Source organism: Rubrivirga sp. (genome assembly GCF_965213695.1).
GTDB lineage: Bacteria > Bacteroidota > Rhodothermia > Rhodothermales > Rubricoccaceae > Rubrivirga.
Genome location: NZ_OZ243912.1, coordinates 689,696 through 709,251, shown reverse-complemented (window position 1 = coordinate 709,251; position 19,556 = coordinate 689,696). Strand labels below are relative to the sequence as shown.

Annotated in this window: 18 protein-coding genes and 1 other RNA gene; 12 read left to right on the top strand and 7 right to left on the bottom strand. The window is 73.3% G+C overall.

Annotation, left to right across the window (positions count from 1 at the left end; translation table 11 throughout):
- Positions 1–149: 149 nt before the first annotated feature.
- The 3 genes from ACOOHE_RS03120 (at position 150) to ACOOHE_RS03110 (ending at position 3,710) form a co-directional block, all read left to right on the top strand.
- Positions 150–521 (top strand): endonuclease domain-containing protein, encoded by a 372-nt coding sequence (locus tag ACOOHE_RS03120; protein WP_420456345.1) that lies wholly within the window; start codon positions 150–152, stop codon positions 519–521.
- Between the two features lie 255 nt (positions 522–776).
- Entirely contained in the window at positions 777–2,216 is a 1,440-nt protein-coding gene (locus ACOOHE_RS03115; RefSeq protein ID WP_420456344.1) for a M16 family metallopeptidase, read from the top strand.
- A 93-nt stretch (positions 2,217–2,309) separates the two neighbouring features.
- Entirely contained in the window at positions 2,310–3,710 is a 1,401-nt protein-coding gene (locus ACOOHE_RS03110) for a M16 family metallopeptidase (RefSeq protein WP_420456343.1), read from the top strand.
- A gap of 440 nt (positions 3,711–4,150) precedes the next feature.
- Here the strand turns inward: ACOOHE_RS03110 and ACOOHE_RS03105 are convergent, their stop codons facing one another.
- A complete protein-coding gene (locus ACOOHE_RS03105; RefSeq protein WP_420456342.1) occupies positions 4,151–4,489 on the bottom strand; it encodes a cupin domain-containing protein in 339 nt (112 codons plus the stop codon).
- 58 nt (positions 4,490–4,547) lie between these two features.
- On the opposite strand from ACOOHE_RS03105, the gene ACOOHE_RS03100 reads away from it, so the two are divergent.
- The 4 genes from ACOOHE_RS03100 to coaE all read left to right on the top strand — a co-directional run bounded on the left by ACOOHE_RS03100 (position 4,548) and on the right by coaE (position 7,273).
- On the top strand, positions 4,548–5,705 hold the full coding sequence (locus ACOOHE_RS03100) for an FAD-dependent monooxygenase (protein ID WP_420456341.1): 1,158 nt from the start codon (positions 4,548–4,550) through the stop codon (positions 5,703–5,705).
- A 44-nt stretch (positions 5,706–5,749) separates the two neighbouring features.
- Positions 5,750–6,121: a Rid family detoxifying hydrolase gene (locus tag ACOOHE_RS03095; protein ID WP_420456340.1), complete on the top strand. Its 372-nt coding sequence runs from the start codon at positions 5,750–5,752 to the stop codon at positions 6,119–6,121.
- Complete coding sequence (locus ACOOHE_RS03090; protein ID WP_420456339.1) at positions 6,121–6,513, top strand: hypothetical protein; 393 nt, start codon at positions 6,121–6,123, stop codon at positions 6,511–6,513. The genes ACOOHE_RS03095 and ACOOHE_RS03090 overlap by 1 nt, the downstream gene beginning before the upstream one ends.
- Positions 6,514–6,640: 127 nt before the next feature.
- Entirely contained in the window at positions 6,641–7,273 is a 633-nt protein-coding gene (gene coaE, locus ACOOHE_RS03085; RefSeq protein ID WP_420456338.1) for a dephospho-CoA kinase, read from the top strand.
- Here coaE and ACOOHE_RS03080 read toward each other — a convergent pair.
- The 5 genes from ACOOHE_RS03080 to ffs all read right to left on the bottom strand — a co-directional run bounded on the left by ACOOHE_RS03080 (position 7,270) and on the right by ffs (position 10,094).
- Positions 7,270–7,560: a hypothetical protein gene (locus tag ACOOHE_RS03080; protein ID WP_420456337.1), complete on the bottom strand. Its 291-nt coding sequence runs from the start codon at positions 7,558–7,560 to the stop codon at positions 7,270–7,272. The two genes, coaE and ACOOHE_RS03080, sit on opposite strands and share 4 nt — an antisense overlap.
- A 46-nt stretch (positions 7,561–7,606) precedes the next feature.
- Positions 7,607–8,197 (bottom strand): hypothetical protein, encoded by a 591-nt coding sequence (locus tag ACOOHE_RS03075; protein WP_420456336.1) that lies wholly within the window; start codon positions 8,195–8,197, stop codon positions 7,607–7,609.
- Positions 8,198–8,371: 174 nt separating this feature from the next.
- The gene (locus tag ACOOHE_RS03070; protein ID WP_420456335.1) at positions 8,372–9,631 is read right to left on the bottom strand and encodes a bifunctional 3,4-dihydroxy-2-butanone-4-phosphate synthase/GTP cyclohydrolase II; all 1,260 of its coding nucleotides are present in this window, start codon (positions 9,629–9,631) and stop codon (positions 8,372–8,374) included.
- Positions 9,632–9,641: 10 nt separating this feature from the next.
- On the bottom strand, positions 9,642–9,962 hold the full coding sequence (gene yajC / locus ACOOHE_RS03065; protein WP_420456334.1) for a preprotein translocase subunit YajC: 321 nt from the start codon (positions 9,960–9,962) through the stop codon (positions 9,642–9,644).
- A 32-nt stretch (positions 9,963–9,994) separates the two neighbouring features.
- An RNA gene (ffs, locus tag ACOOHE_RS03060) (signal recognition particle sRNA small type) lies at positions 9,995–10,094 on the bottom strand.
- 275 nt (positions 10,095–10,369) lie between these two features.
- Here ffs and ACOOHE_RS03055 point away from each other — a divergent pair.
- The 4 genes from ACOOHE_RS03055 (at position 10,370) to purB (ending at position 13,985) form a co-directional block, all read left to right on the top strand.
- Entirely contained in the window at positions 10,370–10,879 is a 510-nt protein-coding gene (locus ACOOHE_RS03055; RefSeq protein ID WP_420456333.1) for an RNA polymerase sigma factor, read from the top strand.
- Positions 10,876–11,511, top strand: a complete 636-nt coding sequence (locus ACOOHE_RS03050; protein WP_420456332.1) for a hypothetical protein — start codon at positions 10,876–10,878, stop codon at positions 11,509–11,511. Before ACOOHE_RS03055 ends, ACOOHE_RS03050 begins: the two co-directional genes overlap by 4 nt.
- On the top strand, positions 11,504–12,613 hold the full coding sequence (locus tag ACOOHE_RS03045) for a serine hydrolase domain-containing protein (protein WP_420456331.1): 1,110 nt from the start codon (positions 11,504–11,506) through the stop codon (positions 12,611–12,613). Before ACOOHE_RS03050 ends, ACOOHE_RS03045 begins: the two co-directional genes overlap by 8 nt.
- A 73-nt stretch (positions 12,614–12,686) precedes the next feature.
- A complete protein-coding gene (purB, locus tag ACOOHE_RS03040; RefSeq protein WP_420456330.1) occupies positions 12,687–13,985 on the top strand; it encodes an adenylosuccinate lyase in 1,299 nt (432 codons plus the stop codon).
- Positions 13,986–13,988: 3 nt separating this feature from the next.
- On the opposite strand, the gene ACOOHE_RS03035 is transcribed toward purB, so the two are convergent.
- Positions 13,989–15,677: a M1 family metallopeptidase gene (locus ACOOHE_RS03035; protein WP_420456329.1), complete on the bottom strand. Its 1,689-nt coding sequence runs from the start codon at positions 15,675–15,677 to the stop codon at positions 13,989–13,991.
- Between the two features lie 426 nt (positions 15,678–16,103).
- On the opposite strand from ACOOHE_RS03035, the gene ACOOHE_RS03030 reads away from it, so the two are divergent.
- Positions 16,104–19,553 (top strand): DUF7379 domain-containing protein, encoded by a 3,450-nt coding sequence (locus ACOOHE_RS03030; protein ID WP_420456328.1) that lies wholly within the window; start codon positions 16,104–16,106, stop codon positions 19,551–19,553.
- Positions 19,554–19,556 lie beyond the last annotated feature (3 nt).

Genomic DNA, 19,556 nt, shown 5'->3' with positions numbered 1-19,556 from the left:
AGCGATGGGCGCTTGGGCAGGGGGTCTCGCCCGGAGCGAAGCGAAGGCCGCGCGAGCGGGGGTCCTGTCCAGCGCACCAGGCGTCCGTTCCCGCACGCCGGGCGTCCGCAAGCCCCACCCTACCTTGCGGCGCCGCTGGCTTGTGCCCCATGCCGCCTGACCCGTACCCCAACAACAAGCCCTGGCAGGCCCACACCCGCCAGCGCCTCCGGACCGACGGGACCCCGGCCGAGGCCGCCCTCTGGCGCCGGCTCCAGCGCCGCCAGCTCGGCGGGCTCCGGTTCCGCCGGCAGTTCGGCGTCGGGCCCTACGTCCTCGACTTCTACTGTCCCGCCGCCCGGCTGGCGGTCGAGCTCGACGGCGCCGTCCACGACGACCCGGCGCGGGCGGCCTACGACGCCACCCGGACGCACCACCTCGCCCGCGTCGGCGTCCGCGTGATCCGGTTCGAGAACCGGCGGGTGTTCGACGAGCCCGACGCGGTCTTGGCCGCCATCGCCGAGGCGGCCGGTCTGGCGTAGTCGGCATCCGCCGAGGCGGACCCCCTGCTTCCCTTCCGGTCGCTGACCCCCTGCTTCCCTCCCGGTCGCTGCGCTCCCAGGTCGGAAAGCTGTCCCCCTTCAAGGGGGACAGTCCGCGCGCCCTTGAGCGAAGCGATGGGCGCTCGGACAGGGGGTCCAGCGGCACCCCGCGAGCGCCCCGGGGCACTCCGCCGGACCCCGCGTGCGGACGCGGCGTAGAGTGCCGTTCCCGTCCGAAACACGCTCTCCCCCCGTATGCGCCCCCTCGCCCTTCTCGCGGCCGTCGCCGTCCTCGCCGGCTGCTCCGGCGTCGAGCGGCTCGACGCCCCGCCGCCGCCGGCGTCGACCGAGCCCGACTTCGCCCCGCTCTCGCCCGACGAGCTCACCGACGCCGACCCCGCCAGCTTCTCCGTCCCCGTCGTCTACGACACGCTGGCGAACGGGCTCAAGGTCGTCGTGAGCGAGGACCACACGGCGCCGACGGCCGTGATCGCGGTCTACTACAACGTCGGGTTCCGCATCGAACCGCGCGACCGGACCGGGTTCGCCCACCTCTTCGAGCACATGATGTTCCAGGGGTCCGAGAACCTGGGCAAGAACGAGTTCATCGGGCTCGTCCAGCGCAACGGCGGCATCCTGAACGGGTCGACCCGGTTCGACTTCACGAACTACTTCGAGATCATCCCCTCGAACACGGTCGAGACGATGCTGTGGGCCGAGGCCGACCGGATGCGCGGGCTCGACATCACCCAGGACAACCTGGTCAACCAGCAGGGCGTGGTCTCGAACGAGGTCCGCGTCAACGTCATCAACCAGCCGTACGGCGGGTTCCCCTGGCTCGACCTGCCCCAGGAGGCGAACGAGAACTGGTACAACAGCCACAACTTCTACGGCGAATTAAGCGACCTGGAGGCGGCCACGCTCGACGACGTCCAGGACTTTTTCGACACGTACTACGCGCCTAACAACGCGGCCGTCGTCGTCGTCGGCGACGTCGACGCGGACCAGGTGATGGAGTGGGTCGAGACCTACTTCGGCGGGATCGAGCGGGCCGACGTGCCGCCCATCCCCGACTTGCGCGAGCCGCCGCAGACCGAGGAGAAGCGGGCGACCAAGGTCGACTCGCTGGCGACCCGGCCCGCGCTCGCGTTCGCGTACCACATGCCGCCGCGCAACTCGGACGCCTACTTCGCGATGGGGCTGATCCAGCAGATCCTGCTCGAGGGCGACGACAGCCGGCTCCACCAGGCCCTCGTCACCGAGAACGGGCTGACGTCGAGCGTGAGCGGCGGGATCAACTGGCCGCTCGGCAACATGTTCAACTACAACGGGCCCATGCTGTGGTCGGCCTGGCTCGTCCACGACGACGAGACGGCGCCGGACTCGATCTTGGCGCTCATCGACCGCGAGATTACGGCGATTCAGCAGGAGGGCGTCGAGCCCGAGGCGTTGGAGCGGGCCAAGGTCAAGCTCCGGAGCGACCTCTACGACACGCTCGGCGGCACGTTCGGCTTCGGCCGGGCCGACCTCCTGGCGGCCTTCGCCCTGTTCGACGACAACCCGGGCCGGATCAACACGCTCGTCGAGCGCTTCGAGCGCGTCACGCCGGGCCTGATCCGGCGGACGGCCCGGGACTGGCTCCACCCCGAGAACCGGACGGTGATCACGCTCGAGGCGGCCGGCGGCGGCTCGTGACGCTCGCCGTCGATGCCATCGCCGGGAGCTAGTCCCTCGCCGCTGCCCGTACGGACACCATGCATGGTGTCCCTGCCTCCCTCCTCCGACCCCATGCTCCGCTCCTTTCTCCTTCTCCTAGCTCTTGCGGTCGCCCCGGGCGCCCTCGCCCAGGGCTTCCCGTCCACCCCGCCCGAGCCCGGCCCGCCGCGCGCGTTCGAGCTGCCCGAGGGCGAGACGTTCGCCCTCGACAACGGCATCGACGTCACGCTCGTGCCGTACGGCGCGCTCCCCAAGGCCACCGTCTACGCCGTCGTCCGCTCGGGCAACGTCGACGAGGCGCCGGGCCAGACGTCGCTCGCGGACCTGATGACGGGGCTCCTGACCGAGGGGACCACCACGCGGTCGGCCGAGGCGATCGCCGGCCAGGCCGCCGACCTGGGCGGGTCGATCTCGGCCGGCGCCGGGCTCGACCAGACGTTCGTCACGAGCCGCGTGCTGAGCGAGTTCACGCCCGACGCCGTCCGCCTGGTGGCCGACGTGCTCCGCAACCCGGCGTTCCCCGACGACGCCTTCGAGCGGGTCCAGCGGGACCAGGTCCGCGGCGCGGCCGTGGCCCGGAGCCAGCCGGGCACGCTGGCGCGGGCCGCCTTCAGCCGGGCCCTCTACGGCGACCACCCCTACGCCGCCGTCGTCCTGCCCGACCCCGCCCAGATCGAGGCGGCCACCGTCGCCGACGCTCGGGCGTTCTACGACGCCACGGTCGGGCCCCGGCGGACGCGGCTCTACGTCGTCGGCCAGTTCGACGCGGGCGCGGTCGAGCGCGCCGTCCGCGACGCCTTCGGCGACTGGGCCGGCGGGCCGGCCCCCAGCGACCCGACGCCGCCGACGGCCACGGACGGCCGCCGCGTGATCCTGGTCGACCAGCCCGGCGCGGCCCAGTCGAACGTGACCATCGGCCTCTCCACCATCGACCCGACGGCCGACGACTTCGTCGCGCTCCAGGTCACGAACGCGCTGTTGGGCGGCAGCTTCGGCAGCCGGATCACGCGCAACATCCGCGAGGACAAGGGCTACACCTACAGCCCGGGCTCGTCGGTCTCGACCCGGTTCCGCAACGCCTACTGGGCCGAGCAGGCGGCCATCCAGACGCCGGCGACCGGCCCGGCCATCTCGGAGATCCTGTACGAGATCGACAGCCTGGCGACGACGGCGCCCTCGGCCGAGGAGCTGGAGGGGATCCAGAACTACCTCGCCGGGACGTTCGTCCTGCAGAACTCGTCGCCGGGCGGGATCGCGTCGTACCTCGCGTTCCTCGACCTCCACGGGCTCGGCCGGGACTACCTCGAGAGCTACGTCGAGCGCGTCTACGCCGTCACGCCGGAGGACGTCCGCCGGGTCACGGAGCAGTACCTCCGCGGTGACGACGCGGCCATCGTCGTCGTCGGCGACCGGAGCGTGGTCGAGGACCAGCTCGCCGAGTTCGGCGACGTGACCATCGAGACGGTCGAATAGAGTGATGCCAGATTGCTCGTGGACCGACCCCCCGCTCCGCTCCCGGTCGCGGAGCCTGTCCTGAGCGGAGCCGAAGGGCTCCCAGGTCGGGGAGCGGTCCCCCTCGAAGGGGGACCGTCCGTCCGCCCGCTGAGCGGAGCGAGGGGCGGACGGACGGGGGGTCCGGCCCACGACCGCGGGCCCCTCGACGGGGTCGTCCGCTCCACGCTGCACCTGGACCGGTCGTACGACGCCGGATGCACCGGTGAGTGCGTCCCGGCCTATGCCGCGAACCACTACGCCGAGGCCGGCTCGCTGGAACGAGTCCGCCCAGTCGTGATCGAGACGTACCGCCGCGTCCGCTGACACGGGCCTCGGCTCGCTGATCGACGACACTGATCGACGACAGAGGAACGGCCCGACACCGATGGGCGTCGAGCCGCTGCGAGAGGGGAGCCGAGTCAGGCGTCGTCGCGGTTGTCGACGCGGGCGGGCGGCGACGTGGCCTCGACCGCCGTCAGGTCCTCCAGGATCTTGTAGTGGCGCGTGGCCCCCTCGGGCACGAGGTAGCTGTCGCCGGCCCCGCACGTGATCCGGTCGTCGCCGACGTGGATCTCGACCTTCCCCGAGACGACGTAGCCGACGGTCTCGTACGGACGGGTGTGGGGCTCGCCCTCGGTCCCGGCCGCCTCGGACCAGCGGCGGAGCGCGACGGCCGTGCCGGAGACGAGGTAGGTCTGGCCGAGGTCGCCCTGGGGCGAGGCGGACGAGTCGATCTTCTTGACGGAGTGGTCGGTCATGACGGGTGGAGAGATGGGGCCGGTTGAATCCGGGCGCGCCCGCCGGGGTTTCTCCCCGATGCCGACCGCCGACCCGCCGCCCGACGGTCCCCCGTACGACGTCGCTGTGGTCGGGCTCGGGCCGGTCGGGGCGGCGCTCGCCGCGCTTGTGGGCCAGCACGAGCTCCGCGTGGTCGCGCTCGACCGGGACCTCGCGCCGCATTCGCTCCCCCGCGCGGCCCACCTCGACGGGCACGCGCTCCGCGTCCTCGAAGAGGCCGGCGCGCCGGCGACGGGCCGGCCGCTCGACGGGTTCGACCTGGTCGACCGACGGGGCCGGCTCCTCTTGCGCGGGCGCCCCGCCGAGCGTCCTCCGCCCGGCTTCCCCCCAGGCCTCCTCGTCCACCAGCCGACCGTCGAGCGCGCCCTGCGCCAGCGGCTGGCCGAGCTCCCGACGGTCGACGTCCGCCTCGGTCACGCCGTCGAGCGGCTGGCCGACGACGGCGACAGAGTGACGGTCGAGGGGACCGGGCCGGCCGGGCCGTTCTCGGTCCGCGCCGCCCTCGCGGTCGGGTGCGACGGGGCGGGCAGCGTCGTCCGCCAGGCGCTCGGCGGCGACCTCGTCGGGAGCGGGTTCGAGCAGACCTGGCTCGTGGTCGACGCCGTGCTCGACCCCGGCGCCGCCGTCCCGGACCGGCTCCTGCAGATCGCCGACCCCGACGGCCCCGCGACGTCCGTCCCGTTCGCCGCCCCTCGACACCGCTGGGAGTTCCGGCTGCGGGCGGACGAGGACGCGGAGGCGGCGCGCCAACCGGGGGCCGTCCGCGCCCGGCTGGCGGCGCACGTCGACCCGGACGCGGTCGTGATCGAGCGGGCGGCGGTCTACACGTTCCATGACCTGGTCGCCCGGCCGTGGCGGCGCGGCCGGCTGGCGCTCGCGGGCGACGCGGCGCACCAGATGCCGCCGTTCTTGGGCCAGGGCCTGGGCGCCGGTCTGCGCGACGTCCGGGCGCTCGCGCCACTGCTGGCGGCCGTGATCGGCGGGGCGCCGCTCGCCGCGCTCGATGCCTACGAGGCCGAGCGCCGTCCGCACGTCGAGGCGACGGTCCGGCAGGCCGTCCGGCTGGGGCGGCTGGTGACGCTGCCCGAGCCGTGGGCGAGCGTGCGGGACGGGGCGCTGCGCCTCGGCCTGCGCCTGCCCGGCCTGGGCCGGTGGCTCCGCGACGTCCGGGGGTGAGCGGAGCCGGGCGTATCCTCCGGGTCCCTCCCCCCCTTTCTCGCATGGACGTCCTCTCCGCACCCGGCGCCCCGGCCGCCGTCGGCCCGTACAGCCACGCCGTCCGGACGGGCGGCTTGCTGTTCTGCTCCGGCCAGGTCGCGCTCAAGGACGGCGCGCTCGTCGGCGACGACGTGGCGGCCCAGACCGAGCAGGTGTTCCAGAACGTCCGCGCGGTCCTGTCCGAGGCCGGCCTCACCCTCGGCGACGTCGTCAAGACGACGGTCTACCTCGACACGATGGACGACTTCCAAGCCATGAACGCCGTCTACGCCGACGCCTTCGGGAACCACCGGCCGGCGCGGTCGACGGTTGCCGTCGCCGGGCTCCCGGTGGGGGCGCTCGTCGAGATCGAGGTGATCGCCGAGGTCGCGTAGTGGAGCCGGCCACCGACGGCGGCCTCGGAGCCTTTTTCGAGGCGTACGCCCGCGCGTTCGAGGCCTACGACGCCGACGCCATCGCGGCGTGCTACGTCACGCCGTGCCTGTTCGTCCGCGACGCGGAGACCGTGGTCCAGGACAGCGCCGAGGGCGTGGTCGCGAGCGTCCGGTCGCTGCTCGACCTCCACCGGGCGTGGGACGTCCAGCGGATCCGGCCCGCCGAGGTCGTGACGGTCGAGGCGGGCCCGGCCCACGCCGTCGCCCGCGTCGGCTGGCGGCTCGGCCGCGCCCGGAGCCGGGTCGCGTGGTCGTTCGCCACGACGTACACGCTCGTCCCCAACGACGGCTGGCGGATCGCCGTGGCCATCACGCACGACGCGCCGTTTTGACGGCGGGCGCGAGATCGGAGTGGGTCGCAGCACCGCGCCTCGGCCGCCGGGGGATGGAGCGTGGGGCATGGGGCATGGGGCGAGCGGGCGTCGCCACGCCTCCCACGTCCCGTGTCCCTCCCCAGCCATGACGACGGTCGGCGTCACCGGGGGGATCGGGAGCGGGAAGTCGGCCTTCGTGGCGCGGCTGGGCGAGCACGCCGGCGCCCGCGTGCTCCTGGCCGACGACCTCGCCAAGCGGTTGATGGCCGACGACCCCGACGTCCGGGGCCAGCTCGTCGCGCGGTTCGGGCCCGAGACGTTCGACGACGCGGGCGCGCTCGACCGGGGCCGGCTGGCCGCCCGCGTGTTCGGCGACCCGGGCGAGCTGGCGGCGCTCAACGCCATCGTCCACCCGGCCGTCCGGCGCGCGCTCGAGGACGAGCAAGCGCGGGCCCGGGCCGACGGCGTCGAGGTGCTCGTCTACGAGGCGGCGCTGCTGTTCGAGACCGGCGGCGACGCCGTGGTCGACCTCGTCGTGGTGGTCGACGCGCCGGTCGACGTCCGCGTCGCGCGGGCGGCGGCGCGCGACGGCGTCTCGCAGGCGGCCGTCCGGGACCGGCTCCGCCACCAGATCGACCCGGCCACGGCTCGGGCCCGGGCCGACCGCGTGGTCGACAACGCCGGCGACCTGGCCGCGCTCCAGGCCGCCGCCGACGCGCTCGCCCACGACCTCGGGCTCGACGCGCGCCGCTCCCTCCCGGGACCGCTCGGAGGCTAGCGGGCGACGGGGCCGGACACGAGCGACGAGTCGACGCCCACCGTGTCCGGCGCCACGGCGACGGCCACCTCCGCCAGCTCCTCGGACCGGAGGCGCGGGGCCGGCGGAGGCCCGGGCGGCGGCGGCGACGGACGTGCAGCGGGCGGCGGCGACGCCGACGGGCCGATCTCGACGGCCTGGCGAGCCGGCGGCGGGGGGACGATCAGCTCCGGGCCGGCCGCGCGCGTCGTTCCGTACAGGACGATCGACCCGAGGGCGAGCAGCGGCAAGATCATCGAACGGGACACGGCACGACGGGCAGGGCGTCGTCCGTATCGGCCGCGTCGGGGCGGCCTAAAGCCCCGTGTCGTCGTCGAGCCAGCGCAGGCGGTCGAGGACCAGGCTCGCGCGCGGCGAGAACCCGTCGCCCAGCTCGGGCGGGAACGACTCGACGACGGTGAACGGGACGCCGGCGTGCTCGCCCACGCTCACGCGGCCGACCGCGTCGGGCCCGGAGAAGGCGAACACCTGGACCGTCCATGGCTCGGCGCTGGCGACCTCGCGGACCTCGCCGTAGCTCTCGGCGACGGCCCGGGCCCTCTCGACGGCGCCGGCCGGGTCCGGTTCGGACGCGACGAACACGCTGACGAGCCCCTGGCGCGGCGGGTCGCCCATCGTGAGCCGGACGGCCGTCCCCTCGCCTGAGGACACCACGTCGTCGGCCCAGCGCTCGGGGACGAGCGTCGTGAACGGCAACGGCACGTCCTCGAACCGGACGCGGCGGACGGCGACGGCTTGGTCCGTCCCCTCGACGGAGATCGTGACCGAGTCCGGGTCGGCGGACGTCGGCGACGCCGCCTCGTCGGTGGCCGGCGCCGTGGTAGCCGAGGGCCGGTCGCCGCAGGCGGCGAGGACGAGCGCGAGGGCGAGCAGGGTCGGGCGCATGGTGGGATGGAACAGCATCGGGTCTGTACGTCTGGCGGACCGGCTCCCGTTCCGGGGCCACCGGCGGGTGCCGAGGGTCGGAGCCCCTCACCCTGTCCCTCTCCCGGCGGGAGAGGGGCCGCCGCGAGGAACACAGAGGCGGGTCGCCCCCACACCCCCAGACTCCACCCGGCGTCAGTCGCCTAGGGCCGTCGCGAGCGCGTCGCGGTCGTGGCCCGACAGGCCATCCAGCAGGTGGCCCATCCGGTCGCGCTTGGTGCGGAGATAGCGCTCGTTGTGCTCGCCGGCCTCGACCTCGATGGGCACCCGCTCGACGATCTCGAGCCCGTAGCCCGAGAGCGCGATCCGCTTGCGCGGGTTGTTCGTCATCAGGCGGAGCTGGCCGATGCCGAGGTCGCGCAGGATCTGGCAGCCGATCCCGTAGTCCCGGTGGTCCATCCCGAACCCCAGCGCCTCGTTCGCCTCGACGGTGTCCATCCCCTCTTCCTGGAGCTTGTACGCCCGGAGCTTGTTGACCAGCCCGATCCCGCGCCCCTCCTGCTTCATGTAGAGGACGACGCCGCGCCCCTCGCGCTCGATCTGGGCCATCGCCGCCGCCAGCTGCTCGCCGCAGTCGCACCGGGCCGACCCAAAGATGTCGCCCGTGACGCACTGGCTGTGGACGCGCGCCAGGACGGGCTCGCTCGGGGAGAACGGGCCGCCCTTCGACAGCGCGAGGTGGACGTCGCCAGTCAGGACCTCCTCGTAGGCCGCCAGCCGGAAGTCCCCGTGCGCCGTCGGCATGTCGACCTCGACGACCTGCTGGACGAGGGTCTCGGTCCGCAGGCGGTGGGCGATGAGGTCTTTGATGGTGACCAACAGCAGCCCGTGGCGGTCGGCGAACGCGCGCAGGCGGGGGACGCGCGCCATCGTCCCGTCCTCGTCCAGGATTTCGATCAAGACGCCGGCCGGGCGGAGCCCCGCCAGCCGCGCCAGATCGGAGGCCGCCTCGGTGTGGCCGGCCCGGCGGAGCACGCCGCCGGTCTGGGCCCGGAGCGGGAAGATGTGGCCGGGCCGCGCGAAGTCGCTGGGCCGGGCCGAGGGGTCGGCGAGCGCGCGGATGGTCTTGGCCCGGTCGGCGGCCGAGATGCCCGTCGTGGTCCCCTCGCGGGCGTCGACGGAGACCGTGAACGGGGTCTCGTGGAGCGCCGTGTTCGCGGCCTCCATCATGGGGAGGTCGAGCGCCGCGGCCCGCTCGCGCGTGACGGCGACGCACATGAGCCCGCGCGCCTCGCGCGCCATGAAGTTGACGAGGTCGGGCGTGACGAGCTCGGCCGCGCCGATGAGGTCCCCCTCGTTCTCGCGGTCCTCGTCGTCCACCACGACCACGAGCCGGCCGTTGCGGATGGCGTCGATGGCGTCCGGGATGGCGTCGAAGCGGGGTTCGTCGGCCATGGCGGGCCCGCTAGGCGGGGTCGGTGGAGGACAGCGTGTAGCCGACCTTGCCCTTGTCGACGCGGAGCTTGGTCCCGCCGTCGACCTCGACCAGGACCGTCTTCTCGTCGACCTGGCGGATGGTCCCGTGGATCCCGCCGACGGTCACGATCCGGTCGCCTTTGGCGAGCCCGCCGACGAGCTCGCGGTGGGCCTTGGCCTGCTTGGCCTGGGGGCGGATCATGGTGAACCACATCACCAAGAACAGGAGCCCCAGCAAGAGGAGCGGGTTGCCGAACAAGCCGCCGGAGGGTGCGGCCTGGGCGAGCGGGAGCGCCAGGAGCGTCGTCATGCGTCGCGTCGGAAGGGGGCGATACAAAAGAGTGAGGGCACGCGATCCGTATCGCGCCGCATCGACCTCGTACCGTTGCTGCCTTCCGGCCCTGGCGGAGTTCCGAGGGAGCTGGCCGTACGGGACGTGCCCTCACTCTGCCGGCGGGCCCTCCGTGGCGTCGGGCGACCGGCAGGGGCAAATGTACTGAGTCGCCCGGGCGAGGTTGCGAAGCGGCGGGGAATCTGGCGGGGCATGGGCCATGGGGACACGCCCCGGACGGGGCCCCCGTAGTGGCGTGCCACGCCCTCAGACCGCCAGCCACCTCCGAGCCGCGCCCCCGGGCCGCACCCGCGGGCCCTTTTCTTTGCCTCCGTGTAAGGCGGCGCGCTGGCGCGCGACCAACCCGACAGACGCCCCCTCCCCACGTGTCCGACGACGTCCGATTCCAGCGCCTCCTCGACGCCCACAGCCCAGTGCTGTGGCGGATCGCGGGGGCCTACGCCCGGACCCGGCCGGACCGCGAGGACCTGTACCAGGAGATGCTGCTCCAGGTCTGGCGCGCGCTCCCGTCGTTCCGCAGCGAGGCGACCGAGCGGACGTGGCTCACGCGGATCGCGTTCAACGTGGCGCTCGGGGCCGTCCGCCAGCGCGACGTCCGCCGGACGGTCGACGCCCCGGCCGCGGTCGACGCCTTGGCGACCGACGCCCCCGACCCGCTGGCGACCACCGACCGCGCCGACGCGCTCGGCCGGCTCTACGCCGCGCTCCGCCGGCTCCCCGAGGCCGACCGCGCGCTCGTGGTGTTGTCGCTCGACGAGCGCTCGCACGCCGAGATCGCCGACGTGCTCGGGCTGTCCGTCTCGAACGTCGCCGTCCGCCTCCACCGGGCCAAGGCCCGGCTCACCACCCTCGTCTCCGACCCCGTCCTCCCATGACCTCGTTCGACGCCTTGCAGGCCGTCTGGCAGACGGCCGACGACCCCGCCCCGGCCGTCGGGCCCGAGACGCTCGCGGCGCTCCGCTCCGACGCCCGGGCGTTCGACCGGACGATCTGGTGGCGCGACGCTCGCGAGTACGCCGCGGCCGTGTTCGTCGCCGTGATGTTCGGGCGCGGCTTCCCGACTGCCGTCGGTCTCGACCGTGTCGGGATCGTGCTCGTCATTCTCGGCGCCGCGTTCGTGTGCGTCTGGATGTGGCGGGCCCAGCGGCAGCGCCCGCCCGCCGCTCCGAGCGCGCCGACGGTCGACGCGCTCCGCACCGCGCTGGACCGCGTCGAGATCCAGATCCGCCTGCTCCGCACCGTCGCCTGGTGGTACATCCTGCCGCTCATGGTCGGCCCGATGCTGATGGCGGTCGGCGGCCTCACCCAGTCCCTCGTGGCCACGCCGTCGGCCTCACCGGGACGGACCGGCGTCGCCTTGCTCCTCAGCGCCCTCGTCCTGGCTGGCGTCGGCGGCTTCCTCTGGTTCATCTACTGGCTCAACCAGCGGGCCGTCGCCCGTGACCTCGTCCCCCTCCGCGACCGGCTCGCGGACACCCTCCACGCCCTCACCAACTCCAATGACTGACCCGATCCGCCGCCGCCGCTTGGTCGCCGTCCTCGTCGTGCTTGCTGCCGCGGCCGCGAGCGCGCAACCGACGCCCGCTCCCCACGGCGTCCCCCTCGACTCGCTTGCGCGTGCCTTCGCCGAGACCCACGAGCTCCCCTCGCTCGTGCTCGGGCTCGTCGTCGACGGCGAGCGGACCGTCGTCGGGGTGGGCGGGGTGAATGGGGCGGCGCCCGACGCCCACACGCTCTACGAGATCGGGTCGGTGACGAAGGTGTTCACGGCGCTCCTCCTGGCCGACGCCGTCACGAGGGGCGAGACGACGCTGGAGACGCCGCTCGCCGACGTGCTCGGGCTCCCGGTCGCCGCCCACGCCGACGGCCCCGTCCGGCTCGTCGACCTCGCGACGCACACGTCGGGCTGGCCGCGCTTGGACGACGCCATGTTCGGCCTCCCCGACTACGACGAGGGCGACCCGTATGCGGGCTACGGCCCGGACGAGCTGGCGGCGTTCCTCGCGAGCACGGTGCCCGCGACAGCGCCCGGCGCGGCGCACGCCTACTCGAACGTGGCCGCCGGCGCGCTCGGCTACGCCTTGGCCCACCGCGCCGGGACGACGTACCAAGCGCTCGTCGCCGACCGCGTGCTCGCCCCGCTCGGCATGTCCGAGACGGTCGTGACCGTCCCCGACTCGCTGGCGGGCCGGTTCGCGACGGGCTACGACGCGACCGGCGCGGCTACCCCGTACTGGACGTTCCAGGACGCGACCGTCGGCATGGGCGGCCTGCGCTCGACGGCGGCCGACATGCTGACGTTCGTTGAGGCCGCCATCCGCCCCGAAGCGACCCCGCTCGCCGACGCCGTCGCGCTCACGCTCGAGCCGCGCGTCGCGGGTACCCCGCCTTTCGGGCAGGGCCTGGGCTGGCATCTGCTCACGCTCAACGGCGGGAACTCCATGGCCATGCACGACGGCGGCACCGGCGGGTTCGTCTCGTTCGTCGCCGCGCTGCCCCAAGACGACATCGGCATCGTCGTGCTCACGAACCGGGCGGGCGACGCGACGGCGCTGGCGTTCGACGTTCTCGGGCGGCTCCGCAACGCGCGCGCGGGGCTCGGCGGCTGACCCGTCTTGGCGGCGGCTTCAGCGTCGGTCGGCGGCGTGGGTCCGATGTTGGGATTCCACCGCCGCCGCCGCCGTGATCGACCGTTACACCCGCCCCGCGATGGGCGCGATTTGGACCGAGGAGGCCCAGTTCCAGGCCTGGCTCGACGTCGAGCTCGCCGCCTGCTGGGCCTGGGCCCAAGCCACGGGACAGATCCCGATGGAGGACGTCGAGACGCTCTACGAGAAGGCGAGCTTCGACGTCGCCCGGATCCACGAGATCGAGGCCGAGACGCGGCATGACGTGGTCGCGTTCACGCGCGCGGTGAGCGAGACGCTGGGCGACGAGCGCAAGTGGGTCCACTACGGCCTGACCTCGTCCGACGTGGTGGATACGGCCCAGTCGCTCCGGTTGCTGCGCGCGAACCAGATCCTGCGCGAGGGGCTCGTCCGACTCGGGGATGTTCTCGCCGCGCGAGCGAAAGAACACAAGCACACCGTGACGGTCGGCCGGACGCACGGGGTCCACGCCGAGCCGACGACGTTCGGCCTCAAGCTGGCCCGTTTTTACGACGCCGTCCAACGTGACATCGAGCGGTTCGACGCCGCGGCCGAGGCGATCCGCGTGGGCAAGCTGTCGGGCGCCGTCGGCACGTTCGCCAACATCCCGCCTGAGGTCGAGCGGCTGACGTGCGAGCGGCTCGGCCTGCGCGCCGCGCCGATCTCGACCCAGGTGTTGCCGCGCGACTTGCACGCGCAGTACCTCGCGGCGCTGGCGCTCGTCGGCACGACCATCGAGACGATTGCCGTCGAGATCCGGCATTTGCAGCGGAGCGAGGTGCTGGAAGCCGAGGAGTCGTTCGGCAAGGGGCAGAAGGGGTCGAGCGCGATGCCCCACAAACGGAACCCCATCGGGTCGGAGAACCTGACCGGCATGGCGCGGCTGTTGCGCGGCTACATGGTGGCGGCGTACGAGGACGTGGCCCTGTGGCACGAGCGCGACATCAGCCACTCGTCCGTCGAGCGGGTCATCCTCCCGGACGCCACGATTGCCCTGGACTACGCACTCGCGCGGATGGCGCGGATCGTCGAGAACCTGACGGTCTACCCCGACCGGATGGCCGAGAACCTCGACCGGACGTACGGGCTCGTCTACAGCCAGCGGGTCCTGCTGGCGCTGATCGACGCCGGGCTCAGCCGCGAGGCGGCCTACGACACGGTCCAGCCGCTGGCGATGGAGGCGTGGCGCGAGCGCCGGAGCTTCCGCGAGATCGTCGAGGGCGCCCCGGGCGTCACGGCCCACCTCTCGCCCGACCAGATCGCCCAGGCATTCGACCCGGCGACCCACCGGTCGCGCGTGGACGAGATCTTCGAGCGCGTCGGGCTGGCGTAGGCGCTACTCGGCCGGCTCGAACAGAACGCGGCCGTTCGGGTCGATCTTGACCGTCGACCCGGCCGACGCGGCGAACCGACCGACCCCGTCCGGCATGGCCACGCGCTGAACGACGCCGTCGACCGACACCTCGACGGGCATGTCGAACACGGCGTCGCCGGCGGCCTCCGGCACGAGCCAGCGGAGCACCACGTCGCCCTCGCTGCGGTCGACGGCCAAGCGCGGCGGCGCGGGCTGGCGGAGGTACACCTCGAACGCGCCCGAGAGGTCACGTCCGGCCGCGCGCGAGAACGCCGCGAGCACGTCGTCGGTCGAGACCCAGCGCGCCTGGCGCCCGTCGGTCACCGACTCGGCCTCGACAGACGGGTACAACAGCGACCGCATGGCGTCGAAGAACCGCGGGTCGTCGTCGATGAGGTACCGGAGCGAGTGGAGCACCCAGGCGCCCTTGACGTAGATGTCGCCGTTCGAGCGGCCGTCGGCCAGCGCGTACATCTGCTGGGTCGTCCGCGTCTCGCGCGGAGCGACGGCGATGGCGTCGCGGTGGCCGCCGCGCTTGCCCTGCATGAACGCGAGGTAGGCCGAGTCGGCGTCGGCCCCGGCGCGGCGGGCGACGTCCTCGGCCCGGAGCGCCTCGGCGTAGCTGGCGAACGACTCGTGGACCCAGAAGTCGCGCCAGTCCGGCGCGCTCCCGAGGTTGGCCCACCACTCGTGGGCCAGCTCGTGGAAGTGGAGCCAGTCGAACCCGAAGGCGTTGTCCTCGAACGTCGAGCCGTAGGCGACGAGCGACTGGTGCTCCATGCCGAGGTACGGCGTGTGCAAGATCTTGTACCCGTCGGCGCGCCAGGGGTACGGCCCGAACGTCCGCTCCAGGAACGCCAGGTCGGCGAGCAGGCTCGGGAGCTGGCGCCGGGCGTCCTCGACCCGCTCGGGGATCACGAAGAACGGGACCGTCGCGGTGTAGCCGATGGGGCTGACATACTCCATCTCGACCGTCTCATACGGGCCGATCCCGAACGAGACGCCGTAGTTGTTGATCGGCGTCGAGACGAACCAGCGCTCGGTCGCCGTCCCGTCGCCGTGGTCGGTCCGCCCTTCCCAGCGTCCGTTCGAGATCGCGCGCAAGTCGCTTGGAACGGTGAGCGCGACGCGGACGGAGTCGGCCTCGTCGGACGGGTGGTCCTTGACGGGCCACCACAGGTCGGCCCCCTGGATCTGGCAGCTCACGGCGATCCAGGGCGTCCCGTCGGCGGTCTCGGCCCAGGTGAACCCGCCGTCCCACGGCGGGCGCGGGGCCTCACGCGGCGTGCCGCCATACGCGATCCGCAAGCGGAGTCCCTCGCCCGGCTGGGCCGTCCGCCCCAACCGGATGCGGAGCCGGTGGCCCGTCCGCTCGAACGCGCGCGGCAACGACACCTCCTCGCCGGAGCCGACGACGGTCGCGACCTCTCTCACACTCGACACCGCGAGGGGCGCGTCGAGGTCGAGCAGGACCGCCGCCGTCGGCTGGACGACGCGGGCCTCCATCAGCAGCGTCCCGTCGAGCGTGCGAGAGACCGGGTCGATGGCGAGGTCCAGACTGTAGTAGGTCGCGTCGAAGGCCGCCTGCTCGGGCTCCAGCGGCAGGCCGGAGTCGTTGGGTTGGGCCGACGCGGCGACAGCGAGGGCGGACGCGAGGAGGAGCAGGCGCATGGACGGGTGGGGTGGCCGTCGCGGAACGTACGCCGAGACAGGAGACCGGCTGAGCCTGCGGGCCGGGCCATCGCAACCTCCCCGTCCTGTCATCCTGAGCCTGCGAAGAGCCTGCCCCCGCGAAGGCGGGGGGTCTCAGCACGGGCCACCGGGTCCGTCGGCACCGCTCTCTACGGACTGGACCCCCGAGTTGAGATCCTTCGCTGACGCTCAGGATGACACGGTCGGAGGATCGAGCGCGGAGGTTGCGATAGCCTTGGTCTGGCGAGATGGGACGGCGGGGGGTAGAGAGGAAGGAGGGGGGTGGAGGGTGGACGTCCCCTCCACCCCCTCCGTCCCTTTCTTCAGCCGCTCTGGAGCGCGGGACCCGCCAGGTGGCCGTTCGGGGCTTCGCCTCTATTCTTCCGACACTTATCCCGCCCGGACATGCCCCCTCCCTCCCCCCGCAAGCGGGCGCTCCTCATCGGGATCGACGAGTACCCGAACCTGGGCGCGTTCCACCAGCTCGAGGGGTGCGTCAACGACGTGACCGTGATGGCGGGGCTCTTGCGCGACCGGTTCGGGTTCCCCCAAGAGAACGTCACGGTCCTGACGGACGAGGCCGCCACGCGCGCCGGCATCCTGGCCGCGCTCGACCGGCTGGCCGAAGCGACCGGCGAGGGCGACGTGGTCGTGGTCCATTACGCCGGGCACGGGTCCCAGATCACCGACTTGGAAGGCGACGAGCCCGACGGGCTCGACGAGACGCTCGTGCCGTACGACGGCGTCCGCGAGTCCGGCCCCAACACCGACGTCACCGACGACGAGATCCACGCCTGGATCCAGCGCGTGACCGCCAAGACGCCGTTCTTGACGCTCCTCTTCGACTGCTGCCACTCGGGGACGATCACGCGCGACGTGTTCGGCGCCCGTGCCCGCGCGCTCCCGCCCGACACCCGGCCGGCCGGCGAGATCGGGCGCGCGCCGGCCGGCCACTCGACCCGGGCCGCGGCGACGGCCGAGGGGCCGAGCGGCTGGCTCCCGCTCCACGACCGCTACGTCCTGATCGCCGGCTGCCGCGACGAGGAGAGCTCGTACGAGTACCGCGACGCGGAGACCGGTGCCCAGCACGGCGCGCTCACGTTCTTCCTGAGCCGCGCCCTGCGCGACGCGACGCCCGGCACGACCTACCGCGACGTCTACGACCGCGTCCGGCCCCTCGTCACGGCCCACTCGTCGAAGCAGAACCCCCAGATGGAGGGCGCGCTCGACCGGGCCGTCTTCGGTGTCCAAGACATCGAGCCGATGCCGTTCGTCGGCGTCACGGCGCGCGAGGGGGCGACGGTGACGCTGGCGGGCGGCGCCGCGCACGGCCTGACGCCGGACTCGGAATGGACCGTCTACCCGGTCGGGACCAAGGCCGTCGAGGGCGCCGAGCCGCTCGGCCGCGTCCGCGTGTCCGAGGTTGGCGTGGTCGAGTCTCGGGCCGGAGTGGTCGAGGAGGCCACCGGGGGTGCCATCACGGCCGGCGCCCGAGCCGTCGAGTCGAGCCACGGCTGGGGCGACGAGACGCTGCGCGTCGCCCTCGTCGGCGACGCCGCGAGCCTGGCGGACGAGCTGGGCCGGGACGCGCTCTTAAAGGCCGTCGGCGAGGACGAGCACGCCGACGTCCGGGTGTACCGGCTGGACGCGCGCACGAGCGTGGCCGAAGGCGACCCGGTGCCCCAGCTCGGCCCGCTCGCCGAGGCGACCTGGGCGGCCGTCGGCACGGACGGGCGGCTGGTGTGCCCGGTCCACCCGGCGTCTCGGCCCGGCGTCGAGGCGTTGATGCGCGAGAACCTGGTCAAGGTGGCCCGCTACCGGATCGCGCTCGCCCTCGACAACCCGGCGCCCGGCCCGCTCCGGGGCACCGTCGACTTCGTCGTCCAGCGCCTCGTCGGTGGCGAGTGGCAGGACGCCGAGCCCGAGCCCGGCGGCGAGGTCGTGTTCGAGGAGGGCGAGCGGCTGGCCTTTACCGTCACCAACCGCTACACCGAAGACGTCTTCGTCAACGTGCTCGACTTCGGGCTGTCCGGCGCCGTGTCACCGCTGACGGTCCCGGGCTCGAACGAGGCGTTGGCGCCGGGCAAGTCGCTCCGCGTGGGCTACCCGAAGGGCATCCCGCTCGGGTTCAAAATGTTCCCCTTCGTCCAGGAGCCCGGCGAAGACACGCCGGTCGAGGGGACCGAGACGCTCAAGGCCTTCGTCACCACCCAGCCGACGGACTTCTCGGCCCTGAAGCAAGGGAGCATGCGGTCGCTCGGCGGCTCGGGCTCGCTCTCGGCGCTGCTCCGGCACACCTTCCAAGACGCCTCGACGCGCGAGCTGCTGATGGACGAGGCCGGCCCCGACGACGACTGGACGACGCTCGTGCGGCCGTTCGTGCTCCGCCGCCCGACCACAGGCGCTCCGCTCGCCAACGACCGCGCCGTTGATCTGGGCGAGATCACGATCCGGGCGACCGGCCTGGACGGCCAGGTCCGCGTCCGGCCGTCGCCCCAGTTCAGCGCCCGGACGCGCAACGTCGAGCACACGACGAGCGCGCTGGACGCCGTGCTGGCGCAGGAGCATGTCGAGACGTTGCAGACGGTCGAGGTCCGGGACGTCCGGGTCGCGACGACGCGGAGCCTGGCCGAGCCCGAGATCCGGGTCGAGGTGCCCGAGGTGCCCGACCACGGCCAGGCGCTCTTGTACACCGACGAGAGCGGCGTCACGACGTGGCAGTTCGCCCAGGCTCCGACGACGCGCAGCCTGGGCGGGACGCAGACGTTCGTCATCGACCGCGCCGGCCCGGCGCCGACCGGCGACGAGCTCGCGACGCGCGGGATCATCGGGGCCGTCGGGACCAAGCTCATCAAGCGGCTCGTGTTCCCCCTCGTCGACCCGCTCATCGGCGCGGTCGGCGAGCGCTTTGCCGAGCGGTGGGAGGACAAAAAACGGCCCTACGGCCTGCGCCCGTTTACGCCCGACGACTACCGCGCGCCGGCCGCCGCTGGGCTCGACGTCGACGACTGGCGGCGGCTGGGGGAGGGCCGGTCGCTCTTGTTCGTCCACGGCACGTTCAGCCGGGCGCACTCGGCGTTCGGCGGGCTCGACTCTGGGACGATGGCGACGCTGAGTGAGCGCTACGGCGGGCGCGTGTTCGCCTTCGACCACTTTACGCTGTCGCACGACCCCGACACCAACGTCCGCTGGCTGGTGGAACACCTGCCGGACGACGTGTCGCTCGATGTCGACGTCGTGTGCCACTCGCGCGGCGGACTCGTCAGCCGGGTCCTCGCCGAGCGCCAGAGCGAGCTGTCGCTCGGCGCCCGGTCCGTTGACGTGGGCACGGTCGTGTTCGTGGCCTCGCCGAACGCCGGGACCGCGCTCGCCCACCCCGACCACATGGGGGCGCTCGTCGACAGCTACACCAACCTGCTCAACTTCGTCCCCGACAACCCCGTCACCGACGTGTTGGACGGCGTGGTGACGGTCGCCAAGATGCTGGCCGTCGGCGTGCTCCGGGGGCTCGACGGGTTGCAGGCGATGCGGCCGGACGGCGCCTTCCTCCACGACCTCAACAGGCTCAACGGCCGGGGCGACACGCGCTACCTCGCGCTCGGCGCCGACTACCGGGCGACCGAGCCGGGCCTGGCGGCCTGGGTCAAGGACCGGCTGATGGGCCGCATCTTCGGGGCCGAGAACGACTTGGTGGTCCCGACGGCCAGCGTCTACGCCGACACCGACGCCGACGGCATGGACCTGGTGGCCGCGGCCGACCGCCACGTGTTCGCCGCCGACGCGGCCGTCTCGCACACCGGCTTTTTCCAGCACCCCGAGGCCCAAGCCCGGCTGCTGACGTGGCTCAGCGCCTAGCGC